Source organism: Streptomyces sp. NBC_00012 (assembly GCF_045040875.1).
Lineage (GTDB): Bacteria > Actinomycetota > Actinomycetes > Streptomycetales > Streptomycetaceae > Streptomyces.
This window is the reverse complement of the sequence record NZ_CP108309.1, coordinates 722474-743317: the sequence shown is the minus strand read 5'-3', so window position 1 is coordinate 743317 and position 20844 is coordinate 722474. Positions and strand designations below refer to the sequence as shown.

17 protein-coding genes and 1 pseudogene are annotated in these 20844 nt (G+C 69.4%); 6 read left to right on the top strand and 12 right to left on the bottom strand.

Features of this window, described 5'->3' with window-relative positions; genetic code table 11:
- Positions 1-17: 17 nt before the first annotated feature.
- The 5 genes from OHA19_RS03690 to OHA19_RS03670 form a co-directional block, all read right to left on the bottom strand.
- On the bottom strand, positions 18-2030 hold the full coding sequence (locus OHA19_RS03690; RefSeq protein ID WP_405720013.1) for a discoidin domain-containing protein: 2013 nt from the start codon (positions 2028-2030) through the stop codon (positions 18-20).
- Positions 2031-2122: 92 nt separating this feature from the next.
- Positions 2123-2989 carry a carbohydrate ABC transporter permease gene (locus OHA19_RS03685; protein ID WP_405720015.1) on the bottom strand — a complete coding sequence of 289 codons (867 nt, stop codon included), beginning with the start codon at positions 2987-2989 and terminating at the stop codon, positions 2123-2125.
- Positions 2986-3939, bottom strand: a complete 954-nt coding sequence (locus OHA19_RS03680) for a carbohydrate ABC transporter permease (RefSeq protein WP_405720017.1) — start codon at positions 3937-3939, stop codon at positions 2986-2988. Before OHA19_RS03680 ends, OHA19_RS03685 begins: the two co-directional genes overlap by 4 nt.
- Before the next feature lie 4 nt (positions 3940-3943).
- On the bottom strand, positions 3944-5206 hold the full coding sequence (locus OHA19_RS03675; RefSeq protein WP_405720019.1) for an ABC transporter substrate-binding protein: 1263 nt from the start codon (positions 5204-5206) through the stop codon (positions 3944-3946).
- Between the two features lie 69 nt (positions 5207-5275).
- The gene (locus OHA19_RS03670; protein ID WP_405720021.1) at positions 5276-6526 is read right to left on the bottom strand and encodes a Gfo/Idh/MocA family protein; all 1251 of its coding nucleotides are present in this window, start codon (positions 6524-6526) and stop codon (positions 5276-5278) included.
- 79 nt (positions 6527-6605) lie between these two features.
- Between OHA19_RS03670 and OHA19_RS03665 the strand changes: the two genes are divergently transcribed.
- Positions 6606-7757 carry an ROK family protein gene (locus OHA19_RS03665; protein ID WP_405720023.1) on the top strand — a complete coding sequence of 384 codons (1152 nt, stop codon included), beginning with the start codon at positions 6606-6608 and terminating at the stop codon, positions 7755-7757.
- A 151-nt stretch (positions 7758-7908) separates the two neighbouring features.
- Here OHA19_RS03665 and OHA19_RS03660 read toward each other — a convergent pair whose 3' ends face one another.
- Entirely contained in the window at positions 7909-9390 is a 1482-nt protein-coding gene (locus OHA19_RS03660) for an amidase (RefSeq protein WP_405720024.1), read from the bottom strand.
- A 223-nt stretch (positions 9391-9613) separates the two neighbouring features.
- Positions 9614-9859, bottom strand: a pseudogene (locus tag OHA19_RS03655) (sigma factor); the annotation flags it as partial.
- A gap of 112 nt (positions 9860-9971) precedes the next feature.
- Here OHA19_RS03655 and OHA19_RS03650 point away from each other — a divergent pair.
- The gene (locus OHA19_RS03650; RefSeq protein ID WP_405720026.1) at positions 9972-10457 is read left to right on the top strand and encodes a carboxymuconolactone decarboxylase family protein; all 486 of its coding nucleotides are present in this window, start codon (positions 9972-9974) and stop codon (positions 10455-10457) included.
- A gap of 143 nt (positions 10458-10600) precedes the next feature.
- Here the strand turns inward: OHA19_RS03650 and OHA19_RS03645 are convergent, their stop codons facing one another.
- The 3 genes from OHA19_RS03645 to OHA19_RS03635 are packed head-to-tail and all read right to left on the bottom strand — an operon-like array spanning position 10601 to position 14097.
- Complete coding sequence (locus tag OHA19_RS03645; RefSeq protein WP_405720028.1) at positions 10601-12046, bottom strand: glyceraldehyde-3-phosphate dehydrogenase; 1446 nt, start codon at positions 12044-12046, stop codon at positions 10601-10603.
- Entirely contained in the window at positions 12043-13278 is a 1236-nt protein-coding gene (locus OHA19_RS03640) for an MFS transporter (protein WP_405749374.1), read from the bottom strand. The genes OHA19_RS03645 and OHA19_RS03640 overlap by 4 nt, the downstream gene beginning before the upstream one ends.
- A gap of 54 nt (positions 13279-13332) precedes the next feature.
- Positions 13333-14097: an AraC family transcriptional regulator gene (locus tag OHA19_RS03635; protein ID WP_405720032.1), complete on the bottom strand. Its 765-nt coding sequence runs from the start codon at positions 14095-14097 to the stop codon at positions 13333-13335.
- Between the two features lie 469 nt (positions 14098-14566).
- Between OHA19_RS03635 and OHA19_RS03630 the strand changes: the two genes are divergently transcribed.
- The 3 genes from OHA19_RS03630 (at position 14567) to OHA19_RS03620 (ending at position 17672) form a co-directional block, all read left to right on the top strand.
- Positions 14567-15079, top strand: a complete 513-nt coding sequence (locus tag OHA19_RS03630; protein WP_405709998.1) for a transglycosylase SLT domain-containing protein — start codon at positions 14567-14569, stop codon at positions 15077-15079.
- A gap of 235 nt (positions 15080-15314) precedes the next feature.
- Positions 15315-15755, top strand: a complete 441-nt coding sequence (locus tag OHA19_RS03625) for a hypothetical protein (protein WP_405749372.1) — start codon at positions 15315-15317, stop codon at positions 15753-15755.
- 156 nt (positions 15756-15911) lie between these two features.
- On the top strand, positions 15912-17672 hold the full coding sequence (locus OHA19_RS03620; protein WP_405749370.1) for a protein kinase domain-containing protein: 1761 nt from the start codon (positions 15912-15914) through the stop codon (positions 17670-17672).
- A gap of 70 nt (positions 17673-17742) precedes the next feature.
- Here the strand turns inward: OHA19_RS03620 and OHA19_RS03615 are convergent, their stop codons facing one another.
- Positions 17743-18645: a serine hydrolase gene (locus OHA19_RS03615; RefSeq protein WP_405749368.1), complete on the bottom strand. Its 903-nt coding sequence runs from the start codon at positions 18643-18645 to the stop codon at positions 17743-17745.
- 100 nt (positions 18646-18745) lie between these two features.
- Positions 18746-19696 (bottom strand): LysR family transcriptional regulator, encoded by a 951-nt coding sequence (locus OHA19_RS03610; protein WP_405720042.1) that lies wholly within the window; start codon positions 19694-19696, stop codon positions 18746-18748.
- Positions 19697-19865: 169 nt separating this feature from the next.
- Between OHA19_RS03610 and bla the strand changes: the two genes are divergently transcribed.
- The gene (gene bla / locus OHA19_RS03605) at positions 19866-20837 is read left to right on the top strand and encodes a class A beta-lactamase (RefSeq protein ID WP_405720044.1); all 972 of its coding nucleotides are present in this window, start codon (positions 19866-19868) and stop codon (positions 20835-20837) included.
- The last annotated feature ends 7 nt before the right edge of the window (positions 20838-20844 follow it).

Sequence of the window (20844 nt, the reverse complement as noted above, 5' to 3'; positions counted from 1 at the left end):
ACGGGCCACCCCACCGGTCAGGCGGCCTGGATCTCGTAGAGCGCGAAGTTGCCCCACTGGAGGTGGGCGTCACGGACCGTCAGGCGCAGGCGCTCGGTCGTGACCCGCTGGGGCAGGGTGATCGTGCGCTGCTCGACGGTCGACGTGTTGCCCGTCCAGGACAGTTGCTGCCCGGCTGCCAGGGTCACCCAGGCGGAGCCGTTCCAGGTCTGCACGTCGAGTTGCTTGATGCCCTGGCCGGTGGCGAAGGCGGTGTGCAGGGTGACGGTGCCGATGCTGGTGGGCCGGCGGAAGTCCACGTCGATGGTGCCGGGGAAGGCGACCCCGGAGGACACACTGCTCCACGCGGTCGCGGTGTCGCCGTCGGCCATCCGGTAGGCGTGGCTGTTGCCGAGCGTGGCGTACGAGGTGGTGACGACCGGCCGCGGCGGAGCTCCGGTGAACTGGTGGAAGCCCCGGTCGGGAGCGGTGGCAGGGACCGCGTTGCCGAAATAGTCCTCGATGCCCTGCGTCACCGTCGCGCCGCGCCCCCTCGCGGGGGAGTCGGACTGGAGCTTGTAGCCCGCCGGGTCGGTGCCGACGGAGACCAGCTTCGGGTCCGCCTTGACGGCGTTGATGTCGCCGGAGGGGGCGACAGGGGTGTCGGTACCCCAGTAGAGGTTGGAGTCGTAGACGGTGCTGTTGGCGGTGTCGTAGCCGGCCGTGGTCCGGTTGTAGAAGATGTTGTTGTGGATCTCGATGCCGCTCGCGTTGTTGTAGATGTGCACGATCTTGCCGAGCGGATAGTCGCCGGCCCCCGTGTACGGCGGATGCACGGTGACGACCCGGCCGCTCGCGTAGACCGTGTTGTTGTAAATGGAGGTGCCCGACGTCTCGGTGGAGAGGCTGAAGACCTCGAAGCCGTCGTCCTTGCTCAGGTTGTAGCGGACCACGGTGTCCTTGGTCGGCGCACCCTTGAAGGAGACGGTGATGAAGAACCCGCCGTCGTTGTCGTGGCTGTAGTTGTACTGGACGACGCTGCGGTTATTGTCCGCGTCCGCGTCGAAGCCGTGGCCGTCGGTGCCCGGCCCGTTGAAGCCGGAGCCCGACACCTCGTTGCGCTGCACGAGCAGGTCGTCGTTGCCCTGCCACCAGATGCCGACGTTGCCGCCCTTGAGGTTGAGTCGGCCGGTGGCGGCCTTGTGGACGCGGTTGCCCTCGATGACGGCGCCCTTGGTGTGCATGGGAGTGATTCCGCCGGCCGTCACGTCATGGACGTAGTTGTCGCGGATCCTGACGTTCGTGCTGGGAGTCCAGGTGACGACCTCGCTGTCGGGGATGCCGGTCTCCACCGGGTACAGGCTGGTCATGCCGTTGCGCCGGGACCAGGTGGACCAGGTGATGATCCCGTACGAACGGATCTTGCTGACCTCGTTCTTCTCCACCACCAGGTTGTCGAAGAACGTGGGCGTCTGGCTGCCGCGGATGGAGACCAGCAGCCCGGCCGAGCTGACCGTGCTGCCGCCCGGTCCGTCCACGTCGTGGATGCTCAGATTGCGCAGGGTGATGTTGGACAGCTTGCCCGCGTCCTTGGCGAACAGGTTCACACCGGAGCGGGGCGTGGTGCTGTCGCTCCAGTTGGTCACCTCCAGCCCGTCGAGCGTGAAGTCGTGGACGTTGTTGAGCTTGACCGCGACATCGGTCGTGCCCGCGCCCTCGATCAGCGGCTTGGCGCCGGTGCCGTACGAGCCGACGAGCGCGGGACTGCCGACCGCCCCCGCCCCCTGCACGTCGAGCCGCCCCTTCCACCGCTGACCGGCCTTGAACAGCAGTTGGTCACCGGGGCCCAGCGTCAACTGGCTCGCCTTGGCGAGGGACTTCCAGGCCGCCGCCGCGTTCCGGCCGGATGCGCTGTCGTTGCCGGATTCGGAGTCCACGTAGTACGTGGTGCCCGCCGCGCGCGGATGGGGCCGGTCCGGGGCCGCCGCCTGCGCGGGCCCCGCCGCCACCCCGGAGAGCGGGAGAGCGAGAGCCGCCAGGAGGGCCCCCATGAGCCGCCTTCGACGGACGGGTGGGGTACTCGGGATACGTGAGGTACGCAAGTCTCGGTCCTTCCGATTGGATTGCCGGTCTCTGTTGCGCGTTACTTACCGATTCCCGCAGTCATGCCCTCGACGATGCGGCGGCCCAGCCAGAGGTAGAGCACGATCATGGGATAGACCAGGATCACGATTCCGGCGAACAGGGCGCCCCAGTCGGAGCTGTACTGCATGGAGCCGTAGAGGCTGAGAAGGGCCGCGGGCAGCGTGCGCTCCTCAGACGTGGGGGTGATCAGCAGGGCGAGCAGGGTCTCGTTCCACAGGCCGATGACGTTGAGGATGAGCACGGTCATCACCCCCGGCTTGGCCACCGGCAGCACGACCTGGACGAAGGCGCGCAGCGGACCCGCACCGTCCAGCTCGGCCGCTTCCTCGATCTCGTGGGGAAGCGAGCGCATGTAGCCGGTCAGCACGAACACGGCGAACGGGAGCGACAGCACCACCTGGAAGACCAGGAGCGTGATCCGGTTGTCCCACCAGCCGGTCACCCAGTCGATCATGAACGTGGACACGGACAGCTTGATCACGATGATGGGGATCACGATCGTCTGGACCGGGATGCTCAGCCCCATCGCGAAGTAGCCGGTGAGCCGTCCGGCGGCGCGCCGGTCGGAACGGGCCAGGACATACGCGGCGGGCGCCGACAGCGCGACGATCAACAGCGATCCGACCACTGTCAGGACGGTGCTGTTGAGCGCTGCGGCGGAGAAGCCTGCCGCCTTCCACGCCGCGGAGTAGTTGCCCCACTCGACGCTGTCCGGCAGCGCGAACGGCGAGAGCCAGACCTGCCCGGAGTCCTTGAGCGACTGGAGGCCGACCCAGGCGACCAGCGCGAGGTTGAAGACGACCCAGGCCCAGAGCGCGACGGTCGTCGCGCGCGGCACCAGGATGTCGCCGAGCAGGCGCCTCATGACAGCTCCACACGTTCGCGGCGGGTGACACGCCGGGTCAGTACGATCAGGATCGTCGTCACGATCAGGATGACGACGCCCATGGCGGCACCCGAACCCAGCTCGGGCACACCGCCGCCGGCTACCGAGGCGTACTGCTGCACCGCCACGGTGCGGGCCTGGATCGGCGGGCTCGCCGGTGTGCCCGCCGTGGTGAAGGCGATCACGATCTCGAACACCTTCAGGCTGTTGACCACCCACAACACGGCCGACACCGCGAACACGTCCCAGGTCAGCGGCAGTGTGATGTGCCGGAACTGCTCCCACTTCGTGGCGCCCATCAGCTTGGCGTCCTCGTAGAGGTAGGGCGGGATGGAGTCGGCGGCCGACATCATCAGCGCCACGTAGAAGCCCGTGCTCGACCAAACCAGCCCGCCGACGATGCACTTGAACACCATGTCGGGGCCCAGCCACGGCCGCGCCTCGATGCCGACCCAGCCCAGGATCGTGTTGACCGCACCGTCGGGATTGAGCAGGAAGCCGATGGCCACACCGACCGCGATCACCGAGATGATCATCGGCAGGAAGATCACGGACCGGATGAACGCCCGGCCCTTGACCTGCCGCAGCACCATCATGGACAGAAAGGTGAAGGCGAAGACGAGCGCCCCACCGCCGAAGGCCAGCACGAAGGTGTTGACGAAGGCGGTGCGGAAGGCTTCGCTGCGCGTCAGCTCAAGGTAGTTGCCCAGGCCGTTCCACGTCATGGCGGACCCCGGCCCGGCCCACTTGTTGAAACTGACCCAGAAGCCGAACAACGACGGCAGGACGAAGAGCGCGGAGTAGGCGATCAGCGCGGGGAGCAGGAAGGGCCAGAAGGCGCGTTCACGCGCCGGCCGCACCCGTTTGCCCCCCTTGCCCGCGGCAGGCGGCGCCACTGCCGCGGGCGGGGTGAGTGTTGCTGTCCCCATGGGTTCAGCCCTTGCTGGCGAGGTAGTCGGCGGCCTTCTTCTTGCCGGTCTTCACGAAGGTCGCGGCATCGATCTTGCCGGAGAGCAGCTGGTCGTCCAGGGGCAGGAAGACGTTGTTCCACCAGTTCTTGTCCGCGGCCATGTCGTCGTAGGTCCGGTGGGTGAACTCCGCCTCGGCCACGTCCTTCTGGACGCCCGCCAGGTAGCCGGGCGCGGGGACGTCCGGGCGCGCGGGAATGTTGTGCGCGGCGGTGGAGATCTTCTGCTCGTACTTCTTCTGCAGGGCGAAGGCGAGGAACTCCTTGGCCACCTCGATGTTGTGGCCCTTGGCGTTCACGCCCCAGCCGAGCGTGCCGACCTCCACGGAGTTCTTGCCGCCGGCCGGCAGCTGGAACGAGGCGACCTCGGTGCCCTTGGCCAGCTTCGCGTCGGTCTCGGCGGCGAGCCAGGTGCCGTTGAGGTTCAGGTCGTACTTGCCCTGGGCCCAGGCGTCCTGCGCGGCAGGGTACTTGGTGGCCATGAAGTCCTTCTGGAAGTAGCCGCCGTCGGCCAGCTGCTCCACCTTCTTGGCCGCCTCGAGAACGGCCGGCTTGTCCCAGGCGGCCGGATCCTTGCCCAGGGCGCTGAGGCTGCCGGCACCCTCGGAACGGACCAGGGCCGAGTAGAACCAGTACGCGTTGTAGAAGTTGACCGTGCCGTCCTGGCCCAGCGGTGTACGGCCGTCCTTCTTCGCCTCGTCGAGATAGGCGATGAACTCCTTCCACGTCTTGGGAGCGAGCCCCGCGTGCTTGGACGCGTCGTACCAGACCGCGGTGGAGATCACGGTGTGGGCCATGAAACGGACGTGGTCCTTGGCGGTCGACGCCTTCACCACCGACTCCGGCAGCACGTCCCGCACCTTCTTGCCCTCGCCCGGTACCTCCATGTCCAGGACGTCGTCGAGCGGTGCGGCGAGATTCTGGGCGACGAAGGCGCCGACGCTGTCGGTGGAGGTGTCGAACAGGTCCGGGCCCTGGCCCGCGTTCATCTCGGTGGGGAGTGTGTCGGTGCCCTTGCGGCCCACGAACTTCAGGTCGACCTTGGTGCCGGTCGCCTTGGCGAAGTCGTCGGCTATCGACTTGATGAGCTTGCCCTGCGGCTCGTCGGCACCCCAGGAGGAGGTGTAGACGAGCTCTTTGTCCGAGGAGGCGGAACCGTTCTTCTTGCCGCAGGCGCCTACGCTCAGGGCGAGAGCTCCGACGGTGAGCATGACTGTCAACTTACGCACGGGGGTGTGCCTTTCGTGAGGGTGTCCGGTGAGCGCGGGAGCCGGCGGGCGTGGCGCCACGGCCGGGGATCAGTGCGGCAGGAGGGATACGACGGTGCCGGTGAGGCGAGCCTGCTCGGCCGCCCAGACGACCCGGTGCGTGGCCAGGCTCTCCGCACCGTCGGTGAGTACCAGGGAGGGATCGTCCTTGCCGATGGCATCGACGAAGGCGTCGAACAGGGCCGCGTCACCGCCGCCGTGCCCGGTGGCGGCCGAGGGATCCTCGCCGGCACCGGTGTCGATGACGGTGACCTCGTCGGTCAGGAAGTCGTGCACGCGCAGCACGACTCCGTCCCCGTCGATGGAGCCACGGGTGCCGAAGATCCGGGTCTTTCGGTGCTCCAGCGCGGCGAACGCGGTGACCGTGCAGGTGGCGGAGGTGCCGTCGGCGAACTCCATGGTCACCACCTGGGTGTCGACCACGTCGTTGTCACAGGTGTACGCGCACCGGCCGTAAGGGCCCTCGCGCAGCGCCGCGAGTACCCCCTCCTTCGTGTGGTCGGCCGTCACCGCGGACAGCGGCCAGAACTCCTTGTCCGCGTCGCCCAGGCAATCGAGATAGATGCGCTTGGCGGAGTACGGGCACGTGGACTCCACCGGGCACTCCACGCATCGGTCCGCCGCGCCCTCGGGCCGGTTCTCGGCCCGGAAGTGCACCAGATTGCCGAACGAGGACACCCGTTCGGGCAGCGCCCCCTTGACGTGGGTGATCCAGTCGAGGTCGTGGCAGGCCTTGGTCATCAGCAGCGGCCCCGACCCCTCCTCGCTGCGCCAGTTGCCCCGTACGAACGAGTGGGCCTGATGCCACCAGCCGACCTGTTCCAGGTGCTGGATGTTCATCACGTCGCCGATCCGGCCCTCTCCGATGAGCTCCCTGAGCCTGATCGTGTAGGGCGTGTAGCGCATGACATGGCAGACGGCCAGCAGAACGTCATTGCGGTCGGCGGCCGAGGAGATGGCGGCCGCCTCCTCCTCGCTCTGTGCCATCGGCTTCTCCAGCAGCAGGTGGTAGCCGAGACCGGCCGCCCGCACCGCGGGTTCCGTGTGCATGCTGTCCTGCGTCGAGATCACCGCCGCGTCGGCCAGCCGGTCCCGTGCGAGCAGATCCCGCCAGTCGGCGAAGACGTTCTCGGCCGGTACGTCGTGCGCGGCGGCCATGCTGCGCCTGCGCTCCGGATCGGGTTCGGCCACGGCCACAACACGCGCCATGCCGGTCTCCAGAGCACGCCGCGCATAGCTCATACCGCGCAGCCCCGCCCCGATGATGGCGAGAGTGACCACAAATACCCCCTCGGACTTGCGACTTACTAATGCAACCTGTTTTTATTTCTCATGCACAGAGCCTGTCAAGGGAGTGACGGTGACAATTTCCGGAGGCGACACCTCGCGGCTGCGGCGCATCAACCTGGTCACGACGCTTCGCGCCCTGCGCGGCCAGGGCCCCCTCAGCCTCACCGAGGTCACCAGGCGCACAGGCCTGTCCCGCCCGACCGTGGAGAGCCTGACGGAGGAACTGCTCGGTTCGGGATGGCTGAAGGAACTGCCCCCGCAGCCGGGCCACATGGGCCGCCCCGCCAGGCTGTTCAGTTTCCACTCGACCGGCGACTACGTGCTCGGGATCGATATCGGCTCGTACAGCATCAGGGCGGCCGTTGCCGACCTCGACGGCACCGTCGTGGCGGCCCGCACCGAGCGGGTGAGCGCGGACGCGGGACGTTCCGTACGCCTGGCCGCCGTGCGTGCGACGGCCGTCGGGGCGCTGGAATCGGCGGCGGTCAGGTCCGCCCAGCTCTCCGCCGTCTGTGTCGGCACCACGGGCGTGGTCAGCCATGACGGCCGGGTCAAACGCTGCGTCGGCCTGCCGGAATGGGACGGTCTGGACCTCGCGGGCGAGTTGGGCGCCGACTTCGACTGCCCGGTCCTGGTGGAGAACGACTGCAACCTCGCCGCGCTCACGGAGGGCTGGATCGGCGAGGCGCAGGGTGTCGGCGACGTGGCCTTCGTGCTGTCCGGGGTACGCACCGGGGCCGGTCTGCTGATCGGCGGCCGGGTGCACCGGGGGCGTGGGGGAGCGGCCGGTGAGATCGGCGCACTGCCCCTGCTGGGCTGGCACCGGGCCACCTCGCATCTGACCGGCTATCCGAAGATGCCGGCCGACACCCTGCCCCAGGAGGCCGCCGAGTATGTCTTCGCCCAGGCCCGAACCGGCGAACCGGCCGCCCGCTGGGCCGTGGAGCAGTACGCCCACGACCTGGCCGAGGGCATCGCCGCCCTGGTCCTGGCCCTGGACCCGGAACTCGTCGTGATCGGCGGCGGGGTCTCGCGCTCCGGCGACGTACTGCTGGAGCCGCTGCGGCGGCACCTCGACCCGCTGTGCCTGGAACCCCCGGCACTGGCGGTCTCCACCCTTTCCGACCAGGCCGTGGTGCTGGGCGCCGTCCGGCTCGCCCTCGACCATGTGGACGCCCGGCTGTACGACGTCGACACGGCGCTGCCCGAACCGTCCTCCTGAAACCCGGCCCCGGGTTCGGGATGCCCGCTGCCCGCTCCGTTCCCGCCCCTCTTAACAAAAGAGTCTGAATATGTCATGGTCCGACGCACTGGCCATCACGGCACGGCCGCCCGGCCGCAATACCTGAGCGGGCGCACGGACGGCCGGGCGCTCAGAGCACCGGTTCGAGGTGCGCCCAGGGGCGTTCGGTCTCCAGCTGGGCGGCGAGGGCGAGCAGCGTTCCCTCGCCGCCCAGCGGGCCCACGAACTGGACACCGAGCGGCAGGCCGTCGGGAGTGCGGTACGTGGGGACGCTCATCGCCGGCCGGCCGGTGATGTTGGCCAACTGGGTGTACGGCGTCGCCGAAAGGTTGGCGATCACCGCGCTCTCCCACGCCTTGGTCCCGGCCAGGGTCCCCAGCAGCCCCAGTCGCATCAGTACCCGGGCCACGGCGCGTACCGGCCGTGGCGTGTCCAGTTCGCCGATCCGTACCGCCGGCCGGGCCAGGGTCGGGGTGAGAAGCAGGTCGTAGCGGCTGTGGAAGGCGGCGAGCTGCCGGCTGTACGTGTTCCAGCGGTCGTGGGCGGCGTAGTAGTCCGGAGCCCTCAGGGCGCGGCCGGCGGCAGCCAGCAGATGGGTGTCCAGCTCGAACGCCTCCGGCCCGGCACCGGTCGTCCGGCGGATCTCGTCCACGGTGTGGGCGAGTTGAGTGGTCCACATCGCCAGGAAGTCGAAGGCGAGCTGCCGCTGGTCGATCTGCGGTTCTGCGGGCTCGACGTCGTGGCCGAGGCGGCGGAGCAGCTCCGCGGCATCCTCGACCGCGGCGACCGCCTGCGGATCGACCTCGGTGTCGATGGGGGAGCGGGTGGCGAAGCCGATCCGCAACTTCCGTGATCTGCGGGCGAGTTCGGCGTAGGGCAGCTCCGGGCGTTCGTGCAGGAACGGTCCGGCCGGGTCCGCGCGCGAGGTCAGCACGTCCAGCATGGCTGCGCTGTCACGGACGCTGCGCGATACGACGCCGTCGGTCGCGGCACCGTGCAGGTGCTCGGCGACGGCCGGACCCGCCGGGACCAGTCCGCGTCCCGGCTTCAGGCCGAACAGACCGCAGCACGCGGCCGGAATGCGGATCGAGCCGCCTCCGTCGTTGGCACCGGCCACCGGGACGATGCCGGCCGCCACCGCCGCCGCCGATCCTCCGGACGAGCCGCCCGGGGTGCGGGCGAGGTCCCAGGGGTTACGGGTGGGCCCGTTCACCTCCGGCTCGGTGACGCCCTTCGCGCCGAACTCCGGAGTGTTGGTCTTGCCGAATATCACCATGCCGGCGCCCAGCCATCGGTCGACCACCGCGCTGTGCCGTTCGACGGGGCGGAGGCGAAGCACCCGGTTGCCGCTGCCGGTCGGCAGCCCGGCGTAGTCCTGCGAGAGGTCCTTGATCAGGAACGGAACCCCGGCGAACGGTCCGCTCAGCGACTCCTTCGCCCGCTCGCGGGCGAGTTCGTGCATCGGCTGCACGATCGCGTTGAGCCTGCTGTCCACGGCCTCCGCGCGGGATATGGCGACATCGAGCAGTTCGCCGGGCGAGACCTCGCCCCGGGCGACCAGCTCGGCCAGGCCCACCGCGTCATGGGCTCGGAACTCGGTGTAGTTCAGCATCAGGACCTCCATGGATTTCGCTGCCGACGTGCGCCTTCGAAAGGCCGTGGCCGCCGCACCTCCGCAGTGGGCGGTGCCTCCGGTCGGCGGCGTCACCGCCTCCCACCGCGTGCCGCAGGCCCCCGTGGAACCCGGACGCTCTCACAGTGCGTCCGGGCTGTCACCCCTGACGCGGGTGTGCAGATGCTGGTCGTGCCATCCGTCCGCGTGCAGCAGCGCGCCGCGCCCACCGCAGCCAGGTCTCCTGCAACACGTCCTCCGCGTCGGCGGCCGAGCCGAGCATCTCGTAGGCCACCGTGAACAGCAGACTGCGATGGGCGACGAACGCCTCGGTGGCAGGGTCCGCGCGCACGCCGTCCGCTACCTGTCCGTCCGTGTCCGCCGTGCGCCCGCTCTGCTCGCTCTTCACCGGCTGCTCCTGCCTGTTCGCCTTCGACGGCGCCACGCACAAGACGCCGGTCCGCGTCATTCTGTGACACCGATGGGCAGTGGCGCAGGTCACACAACGAGTGCTGTCACAACGGGCGGGGCGTCGGCGTCTCGTGTCCGTCGAGTGCAACACCACGAGTGAGGACGAAGTCATGGACGCCCGATTCAACCTGTTCGAGAACGAGATCGCCGCCAAGTTTGCCAAGCGGTTCGCCAATGCCGGCCTGGTGATCCAGCAGTCGTCGCTGCCTCACTCCACCCAGGAGCTGGTGTCGCTGCGGGCCAGCCAGATCAACGGCTGCGGATGGTGCATGGACATGCACACCAAGGAGGCCGCGGCCGCCGGTGAGACCGCGGTCCGGATCAACCTGGTCGCGGCGTGGCGCGAGTCCACCGTGTTCACCGAGGCCGAACGGGCCGCGCTGGCCCTCGCCGAGGAGGGCACCCGGCTCGCGGACGCCCACGAAGGCGTGTCCGACGAGACCTGGGCCGAGGTGCGCAAGCATTACGACGACGAACAGGTCGCCTCATTGGTCGCCCTGGTCGCCCTGATCAACGCGGCCAACCGGCTCGCCGTGATCGTGCACCAGAAGGGCGGTTCCTACGAGGTCGGCATGTTCGCCGCCGCGCACGGCTGACCGTCCGGCCGTCTGACCGGGGGACGGCGACAGGCGAGAAGCGCTGCCTGCCGTGTGGACCACGGTCCGTGCGAGCAACGTGAAAGGGGCGCCTGATGAGCAGCTGCTCATCAGGCGCCCCTTTTCACCGCGCGTCCGGAGGATCAGACCGCCGGGGCCGGGTAGGTCGGGTACTCCACGCCGGAGACGTGCTGGACGACCCGGATGACCTGGCACGAGTAGCCGAACTCGTTGTCGTACCAGAGGTAGAGGATGGCGTTGTCACCGTCGACCTTGGTGGCGCCGGCATCGACGATCGACGCGTGGCGCGAGCCCATGAAGTCGCTCGACACCGCGTCGGGCGCGGTGGTGAAGTCGATCTGGCGCTTGAGCGGCGAGGTCAGCGACACGTTGCGGAGGTAGTCGAGGACCTCTTCGCGGTTCGTCTCGCGCCCGAGCCGCAGGCTGAGGATCGCGATCGAGACGTCCGGCACCGGAACGCGGATCGAGCTGCCGGTGATCGGCGCCTTGAGGTCGGGCAGCGCCTTGGCGACGGCGGACGCGGCACCGGTCTCGGTGATGACCATGTTCAGCGGCGCGGAACGGCCGCGGCGGTCGGCCTTGTGGTAGTTGTCCAGCAGGTTCTGGTCGTTGGTGAACGAGTGGACGGTCTCCACGTGGCCACGCAGTACGCCGTACTCGTCCGCCATCGCCTTCAGCGGCGGCACGATCGCGTTGGTGGTGCAGGACGCGCAGGACAGGATCTGCTCGTCCGGCTTGATCACGTCGTGGTTGACACCGTGCACGATGTTGGGGACGTCGCCCTTGCCCGGCGCGGTCAGGACGACCTTGTCGATCCCGGGGCGCAGGTGCTTCGAAAGACCCTCACGGTCGCGCCACTTGCCGGTGTTGTCGATGAGGATGGCGTCCTTGATGCCGTACGCCGTGTAGTCGACCTCGGACGGATCGTTGGCGTAGACCACCTTGATCTCGTTGCCGTTGGCGACGATGGTGTTCTTCGCCTCGTCGACGGTGATCGTGCCCTGGAACTGGCCGTGGATCGAGTCGCGGCGCAGCAGCGAGGCACGCTTGACGATGTCCTGGTCACCGCCCCGACGGACGACGATGGCACGCAGCCGCAGCCCGTTGCCGGAGCCGGCCTTCTCGATCAGCAGACGGGCGACGAGGCGGCCGATGCGGCCGAATCCGTACAGGACGACATCGCGTCCGTCACCGCGCTCGATCTTGTTGGCACCCGTGGCACCGGCGACGGCCTCGGCGGTGAACTGCTCGACCGTGAGACCGCGGTCGTCGGCCGCGTAGGTCGCGGCGAGCATGCCGATGTCGATCTGGGAAGGACCGAGGTCGAGCGTGGTGAGGGCCTGGAGGAACGGCAGGGTGTCGGTGACCGACAGCTCCTCACCGGCGATCTGGCGGGCGAATCGGTGGGTCTTCAGGATGCTGACCACCGACTTGTTCACCAAGGATCGGCTGTGGAGCAGGACCGTTACATCCCGCTCCCGGTGCAGTTTCCCGATGACCGGGATCATCGACTCCGCGATCTCCTCGCGGTTCTTCCAGCTGGTGAACGAGTCGTCATTGACAGTCACAGGTTTATCTTTCGAGCTAGGCGGCGCTCATATGGTAACCCCTCGCTACTTTGATCATCCAAACGGGTCGCCGGGGTCGGGCCGCCGAGATGGTTCGGCGTGGCCGGTTCGGGCATGCCGCGGTACAGCAGCCAGCTCAGGGCGGGCATGAGGATCAGCGGGGCGAGCGCCGTCCGCAAGGACGCGGCGTCGGCGATGCTTCCGATGAGGGGGCCGGCCAGACCGCCGGCACTGACGGTCAGTCCGAGGGTGACCCCACTGGCCGTGCCGACGCGTGAGGGCAAGTAGTCCTGGGCGAGGGTGACTTGCAGCGAGAACGGGACGTACAGCCCGACCGAGGTCAGGGCGATGAACAGATAGATCGACGGGCCGGGGACGAAGACGGTCCCGGCGACGGCACCGACCGTGATCAGATACGACATGCGCACCACCGTGACCCGGTCCCACCGGTTGGCCAGGCGGCTGCCCAGCACGGTTCCCGCCGCGCCGCCGAGGTAGAGGACGAAGAGCGCGGCCGTGCCCGCTGTCGTACCTCCTCCGGTGCGCTGCCGGGCGTAGAGGGAGATGAACGTGCTCAGGCCGACGAAGACGATCGACCGGCAGACCACGGCGAGCGACAGTTTCACGAACGACACCTTGTCGTCGGTCCCCTTCACCGCCGCGGCCCCGGGGCCGGCGGCTGCCGTCTTCTCCAGCGCGCGCAGCACCGGCAGGCACAACACACTGCCGACGAGGGCCGGCGCCACGAGCAGTGGGGTGAGCCGCAGTCCGCCGGTGGCCACAACGGTCGCGACCATGAGCGGAGCGACCGCGAAGCCGACATTGCCGCCGAAGGAGAACCATCCCATCGCGCTGTGGCTCCCCCTGCCGGCGAGCCGTGCGACGCGGGCGGATTCGGGGTGGTAGGCGGCGACCCCGATCCCGGACACCGCCACGAACAGCAGGGTCAGCGGGTACGAACCGCTGAGGCCGCTCAGCGCGACCCCGAGCCCGCCCAGGACCGTGCTCACGGGCAGCAGCCAGGGGACGGCCCGACGATCGGTGAGCGCGCCGAACACCGGCTGTGCCACCGAGGACAGCAGGGACGCGGCGAGCACGATGCCCGAGGCCGCCGCGTAGGTGTAGGCGCGCTCGGCGACGAAGAACGGGACGAGTGATGCCACCGCGCCCTGGTAGACGTCCACGCACGCATGCCCCACCGACAGCAGAACGATTGATCTGTTCCTTGGCATGCCGTCATCGTCGTTGCCGGGACTCCTGGCGCGCTTCCGGGAATCTGCCAACCACTACCGAAAATCCGCCTCTCGGTGCCGGCGGTTGTGGGAGCCCGGGGTGTACCCGAAAGCACGGCGGAAGACGTCGATGAAGGCGCTGGTGGACGACCAGCCGCAGCGGTGGGCGACCGAGGTCACCGGTACGTCGTCGGCCAGCATGCGAAGGGCGTGGTACAGGCGCAGCTGGGTGCGCCACTGCGGGAACGTCATGCCCAGCTCGCGACGGAAGAGGCGGCTGAGGGTGCGTTCCCCGGCTCCCGCGAGGCTCGCGAGAGCGGCCAGTGAGCGCGGGTCGGCGGGGTCGTGGTGCAGTACGTCGCAGACGGCTCCGAGGCGGGGATCGGTGGGGGTGGGCAGCTGGACGGGCTGCTGGGGCGAGGCGCGCAGGCGGTCGAGGAGAACCAGGCGCAGGCGCAGCCGCTCCGGTGAGTGGTCGTGGGGGCTGCGGGTGCAGGCGAGGATCAGCTCGCGGAGCAAGGGGTCGACGGAGAGCACGGTGGGGGTGTCGAGGCCGAGAGGATTGGTGTCGGCGGGCAGGCCCAGCAGATGGAGAGCGAGATGCCCATGGGCGCGGTGCGCATGTACGCAGCCGGCGGGAACCCAGATGGCCCGGGTGCCGGGGGTGAACCATGTGCCCGCGTCGGTGGTGACCGCGAGGACGCCGGAGCCCGCGTAGACGACCTGGTGGTCGTCGTGGCGGTGTGCGTCGATGCGCTCGCCGGGGGCCATCGCCTGCGTGCGGGTGGGTGCCTCGGGGGAGTGGCGGATGTCCGGCATGCGTGGGGACCCTAGCGGAGGGACGCCGGGCCGCGCCGTCGGACTCCGGCCGTCGTGGCGTACGGGGGCTGCGAGCGGTTCGTCCCTCGGTGGCGCGACAGGCGTAGGTGGCGACGGGGGTGCGGACACTCGCGGCGGCCTGGCCTCGCACCGGGCTCGAAGCCCTAGAAATGGCCCTGTGGATGTGATGCCACCCATAGGGGCCACGTCACATCCTAGGCCGGATAGTAGAAGCGGGCCCGCCCGAACGGCACAGAAACAGCTCAGAGCGGCTCATTTCGGACATTGCTCCGTAATCGGGTAGTACGTCACATCATTGACCCCCGCCCCGGCCACCGCTAACCATGGCTCTCGTCGCCGGACACCGCGACCGGCCCGGACGGACCCCCGCCGGACCACGCAGGGCCCCCGCCCCGCACGCCGCCCACACCGGACGGCACACCCCACACCACAGGAGAGTCACTTCCGCATGACCACCCACACCCTGAACCGCACCAGCCGCCTGCGCACCCTGTCCCTCACCGCCCTGGCCACCACCGCCGCAGCAGCAGCCGCACTCACCCTCACCCCGGCCTCCGCACACGCGGCCGAGACCAAGCAGCCCACCACCGCCCCCGCGGCCCCCACCGGCGACACCCAGCAGGGCAACAGCAACGCCTACGCCAACAACCTCGACGGCTGGATCAAGGAATCCCTCGCCGTCATGAAGGCCAAGGGCATCCCCGGCACCTACGAGGGCCTGCACCGCAACATCATGCGCGAGTCCAGCGGCAACCCCAACGCCCAGAACGGCTGGGACGTCAACGCCCAGAAGGGCACCCCCTCCAAGGGCCTGCTCCAGGTCATCCAGCCCACCTTCAACGCCTACCACGTCAACGGAACCGCCCACAGCCTCACCGACCCCGTCGCCAACATCACCGCGGCCGCCAACTACGCCGCCGACCGCTACGGCTCCATCGACAACGTCAACTCCGCCTACTGAGCCGGGGAACCACGCAGTGGACCCAGCCGCCCCACACGCACGCAGGCCGTCCGACCACCGTCGCACAGGGCACCGTTCGAGCAGGCAGCACTCGACGGACCCTCGGAGTACGGAAGAACGTGACGGCCCCGGGGTGCTGTGGCCGCCGACAGCGAGGCCGGGCACCGGACGGCCGTATCCGCCTTGTGGCGGTCGGGACTGATACGGTGCGGGCTTCGACGGGCAAGGCGGGACTGTGGGAACGATCGAGCAGTTGTGGGCGTCCGAGGAGATGCCGTTCCACGACGGGCTGTACCGGCCGGACGACACCGGCCTGGAGCTGTACGTGGACGGACCCGGGGCCTACCACCCGGATGCCGGACAGCCGATTCCGTTCCGCCTCGGAGGACCGCTCGACGTGGCCCGTGCCATCGAGGAGGACGGCATCACCGAGGTGGAAACCTTCTTCGAGTCCGCGTTGCCGGACGGATCGGGCTGGATGTCCGGCGGTGGCGGCGGAATGGGCAACATCGGTTACCTCGCCCGCCTCGGCGCCGACCGTTCCTTGCGATGGGTCGCCGTGATGTTCTGTTCCAACCCCTTCGTGGGCGGTCACCACGACGGAGCGACCGCGGTCTTCACCAACGACTGGAACAACCGGCTGACCCTCGACCTCACCGTTCCCGAGCTTTCCTGACCCCGCTCACGAGCAGGGGATACCGGCGAGTTCTCCCCCCGAGAACCCGCATCCTTCTCGATCGGGTTGCCGCTCCCGCGAGTTGACGCAGATCGGTCCGATCACGAGTTGTGATCCACAGCTCCGGCGGGTGCGCACATGTGGCACAGTCATGCCGTGGATGCACTGAGACCTCAGGACCCCGTGCGCATGGGCGCCTATCACCTGCTCGCCCGTCTCGGCGCGGGCGGCATGGGGCAGGTGTATCTCGGCAGGTCGCCCGGTGGGCGGCTGGTTGCCGTGAAAGTGATCCGCGACGAGATCAGCGACCACCTCGAATCGCTGGCCCGGTTCCGGCGGGAGACCGCGACCGTCGAGGCCGTTCGCAGCGCCTACACCGCGCAGTTGATCGAGGCCTCGCTCGACGCACCCCCTTACTGGCTGGCCACCGAGTACGTGGCCGGACCCACACTGCGCGGCGCCGTCGGCGCGAGCGGCCCCTTCCCGGCGGACAGCGCGCTGAGACTGCTCGCCGCGCTCGCCGAGGGCCTGGCCGCCGTCCATGCCCATGGAGTCACGCACCGGGACGTGAAGCCGCACAACGTCATCCTCTCGCCGCAGGGACCGCAGCTGATCGACTTCGGCATCGCGCGAGGACTTGAGCAGACGATCCTCACCCGGGACGGAATGGTGTCGGGGACACCCGGCTACACGGCACCCGAGGTTCTCCTGCGCAACGAGGTGGGCCCGGCGGCCGATGTCTTCGCTCTCGGCGCGACCCTCGCCTACGCGGCGACGGGCCGTCCTCCGTACGGTACGGGCGAACCGGCGGCGGTGAGCTACCGGACCGTGCACGAGGACATCGACCTGGAGGGGCTCCGGCCCGCGCTGGCCGAACTCATCCGGTCGTGCGTCGCCAAGGATCCGGCGGACCGGCCGGATCCGGCCTCCGTGATCGCCCGGTGCGAGGTGGACTCGCCACTGGCCTCGGACCCCCACTACCGGATGCTGGCGCGCACCGCCGAACCCGTCCCCGTACCTCAGCCGGAGGCCGGGACACAGGGGGAGACGGAGGCGGAGACGACGCGGGTGACGGGGACGGAGGAGCGGACACGGCCCGTCAGCCATGAGTCCGAGGCCCAGGAGGCGGGCCGGGCCGGGACCACCGCACCCACCGGGCCGTCGGGCACCGCGCCGGCCGATCGGCCAGAACCGCGGGGGCGCACCGGCCAGGGGCGGCGGAGCAGGACCTGGCTTGCGGTCTGTGCGGTGGCGCTCGCGGTGCCGGTGACGGTCTGGCTGCTCCCGGAACCGGACGGCCGGAAGACCGACGCCGCCCCCACCACGGAAGTGACCACGTCCGGGCAGCCGGCCCCGTCACGACCGGCCACCGAAAAACCGGACGGTCGGCCACCGGACCACATCGTGAACGACCGTGTCTCGCAGGACCGTTGGTCCCTCTCCGAGGATTCGGAGCAGGCGGCCCAGGGCATGGGCTCCTGCGATCTGTCCAGCATCGTCGATTCCTCACCACCGACGGGCCTGCGGTCCTCCGTCTCCCACACCACCGGTTCGGACACCGCCTCGCTGGAGATGCGCCCCAAGGACGCCGGATCAGGGAAGCGGCCCGCGCCGTACTACATATCCGTGGGGGTGCGGCCCCCGCACGAGACGGACCCTGTCACCGGACGGCCCCTCCGATCCCTGAGCAAGGGCATCGGCTTCACCAGCAAGCCCGTCGACATCTACTCCCGTTGGTCCTCCGGCGGAACCGTCAAGTTCAAGTACCCCGACGACTTCCGCGCGCATTTCGGCAAACGCACCGTCGACGCGATCCCGGTCGGGGACGACAGGGGCGACTGGACCGTGGTGCTGTACCACGTCGAGGGCGGGCCGACGAAGTACACATCCATCGTGTGCAACGGATTCCACGCCTGAGACACCGGCGCGCAGTGTGCCCGAGGAGCGGGCTTCACTGTGTTCCTGCGGGTGCTGTGCCGGTCGCCCCTCAGCGCTGACGAAGGTGATCGCGCAGTTCGCGGGCCACCTGGGCCATCAGGGCGTCGGCGCCGGGCTGCGCACTGGCCGGGACGAGTGACTCGGTCAGGGCGGCGATGGCGAAGGTCTGGCCGTCGGAGTGCTCGACGACACCGATCTCGTGCCGGAGGTTGAGCAGGGTGCCGGTCTTGGAGGACCAGGTGGAGGCGTCCGAGCTGAAGTCGGGGGCGAGCCGGTGCCGGATGAGGTTGTGTGCCATCAGGCCACGTACGCGCTCGGCCACTTCGGGAGGGATCGCCGACGGCATCCACAGAGCCTGCAGCAGTTCGACGTAGGAGCGTGCGCTGCCGGCGCTGGCACGCGTGGTGTCGAGCTGGGGCACCCGATGCCCGCGGCCGCTGGTACCGGCGCCGATGGCGAGGGACAGGGCGAGATGGGCCTGCGTGGCGTCGAAGCGTTCCAGCGGGGTGTCGGTGAGCTCGTCGAGACCGTGCCGGACGGTGATGCCGCGGAGACCGAACTCGCGGAGCATGCCGGTGACCTGGGCGGGCGGGGTGAGGTCGAACAGTACGTCGGCGGCCACGCCGTCACTCAGACAGGTGCTCATGTAGAGCAGGTCGTCGACGGCGATCCGGACTGGGTGGCGGAACCGGCTCAGCCCCGTGGGGCCCGGCGTGGCCGTACGTCCGGGCAGCACATCCATCATCGACGCCCCGTCGAGCTCGCCCCGTCGGATGCGCTCCACCGTCGCCAGCGCGAGCGGAACCTTGACCAGCGACGCGGCAGGCAACTGGGTGTCCGGGGCGATTCCCACTTCCTCACCCGTGTGGAGATCCCGCACGAGCAGACAGCCGTGCAGTCCGCCGTCAAGCAATCGCCGGCGCAGCTCGCTGAGCAGCGTTTCGGTGCTCACGCCGCAGCCCCTCCCGCCCCGCTGTCCATGCCTAGGGCCTCTCGTTTGGATCATGCGGGCTCGCGTGCCCCGGTGACGCACCTCGCCGCGTTGTCGTCAGTCACCGACGCTCCGCGTCGCTTCCCTCCTCCGCCTTGCGACGCACGGCACCGGACCCCGCTCCCTGATCCGGCCCGATCCAAACGATAGACCCTAGGCAGCGGCCGATGGCCTCGCCCAGCCGCGCCTCGATGTGTTGTGGATTGCCGCCCGCCGCGGCGACGAGTGCGAACCCCCGGCTGAGTGCGACCTCACCGATGGGCCGCCAGCTCAGGGCGAGTTCCTCGGCCTGGGCGGGGGAGCACAGCAACAGGTCGCTCGTGCAGAGCACCTCCGCCGCGGCAGTTGTCAGGCCGGTCGCGGCAACGAGCTGAGCGGGCCGCAGGCCCAGCGCGTCCCGAAGCCGGGTCAGCGGGTCACGGATGTGCGGCACGTCGTCCTCCGGCTGGATCCAGATGCGGCGGGCCGGGCCCGGCGATGCCCGTCCCATCCGTAACGTCTCGATGTAGACGCGCCGCACGCCGGGATCCCGGACACCGGCGAGACCCAGTGGCACGGACCACGTCGCCTCGTCCGCGGGTACCGCGAGCAGAGCGGCACGCACCAGTTGCGCGTGGATGAGCTCGATGCGCTGTGCGGGCGCGGCGGTCCGGAGATCGAGTGTGATGCCGTGCTCCCGTGCCTCGGCGATCAGCCGGGCGAGACCGGCCGTCGAGCAGAGACCGGGCACCGCGAGCCGCCAGGGCCTGCACCTGGCAGCTTCGGCCTCGTGCAGCACCACATCGGCCGCCTGGACCAGTTGTCTGGCGGCCGGAAGCATCTCCCGGCCGAAGGGCGTGAGGACGGCCCGCCGTGACATGCGTTCGAACAGCTGCTCACCGAAGCGTTCCTCCAGGGCGGCGACCCGACGGCTGGCCACCGGCTGGGACATCCGGGCCGCGGCTGCTCCTACGGTGAAACTGCCGTGCTCGCTCACACTGATGAATGCCCGACAGGCTCCGACCAGATCCACAGCCCTCACCCTATGCCAGATCGGCATGAAACCGCGCCCGAGCGTATTGGACCGCATGGCTGCCGGACGGCGAAGGTGGGCCCGGTACTCAAGACCGCCCGGGACGGCGAGGTCTCTCTCCCGTCCCCAATGCGCCCTGGCCTCGGGGCGCCTCGGAGGTTCGGACCCCATGAAGAAGCCCAGCAGTGCCCGGCGTTCCCTTCTCGGCGCGCTGGCCGCGCTCGCTCTCGTACCGCTCGTGGCGTGCGGCGGAGAGGACTCACCTTCCCGGTCCTCCGCGTCTGCGGTGGCGTCCTCCCCTCATGCCGGGGCGACGGGACCGGCCGCGAACGCGAGCACGAAGCCGTTCTCCCGTCAGCAATTCACCCGGCAGTTCAAGGAACTCGAGCGCAAGTACGATGCCCGGCTGGGCGTTTACGCCATCGATACCGGCACCGGCCGCGAGGTCACCCACAACGACGGTGAGCGCTTCGCCCATGCCTCCACGTTCAAGGCGCTGGCCGCCGGTGCCGTGCTGCGCAAGTACTCCCTGGGCGGGATGGGCGAGGTGATCAGGTACTCGAAGGACGATCTGGTCAGCGACTCTCCGGTGAGCGAGAAGCATGTCGCGACCGGGATGAGCCTGAGCGCGCTGTGCGACGCCGCGGTCCGCTTCAGTGACAACACCGCCGCCAACCTGCTGCTCGACCGGCTGGGCGGTCCCCGGGGGCTGGACGCCGTACTCGCGGGGCTCGGTGACGACGTCACCCGGATGGAACACCGCGAACCGGAACTCAACCGCTGGTCCCCGGGTGCCACGTCCGACACGAGTACGCCGCGGGCACTCGCCGAGGACCTGCGCGCGTTCGTCCTCGGAGACGTTCTCGGTACGGGCGAACGCGCGCAGTTGACGAAATGGCTGCGGACCAACACGACCGGAGCCGAGCTCATCAGGGCCGGGATGCCCAAGGGCTGGGTGGTCGGCGACAAGACCGGATCCGGTGGCAGCTACGGCACACGCAACGACATCGCCGTGGTGTGGCGCCCCGACGCCGCCCCCGTCGTCGTGGCGATCCTGTCGAACCGGTGGAAGGAGGACGCCGAGTACGACAACGAACTCATCGCGGAAGCGGCGTCCGTAGTCGCCGGGGCGCTGCCGTAGCGGGGAG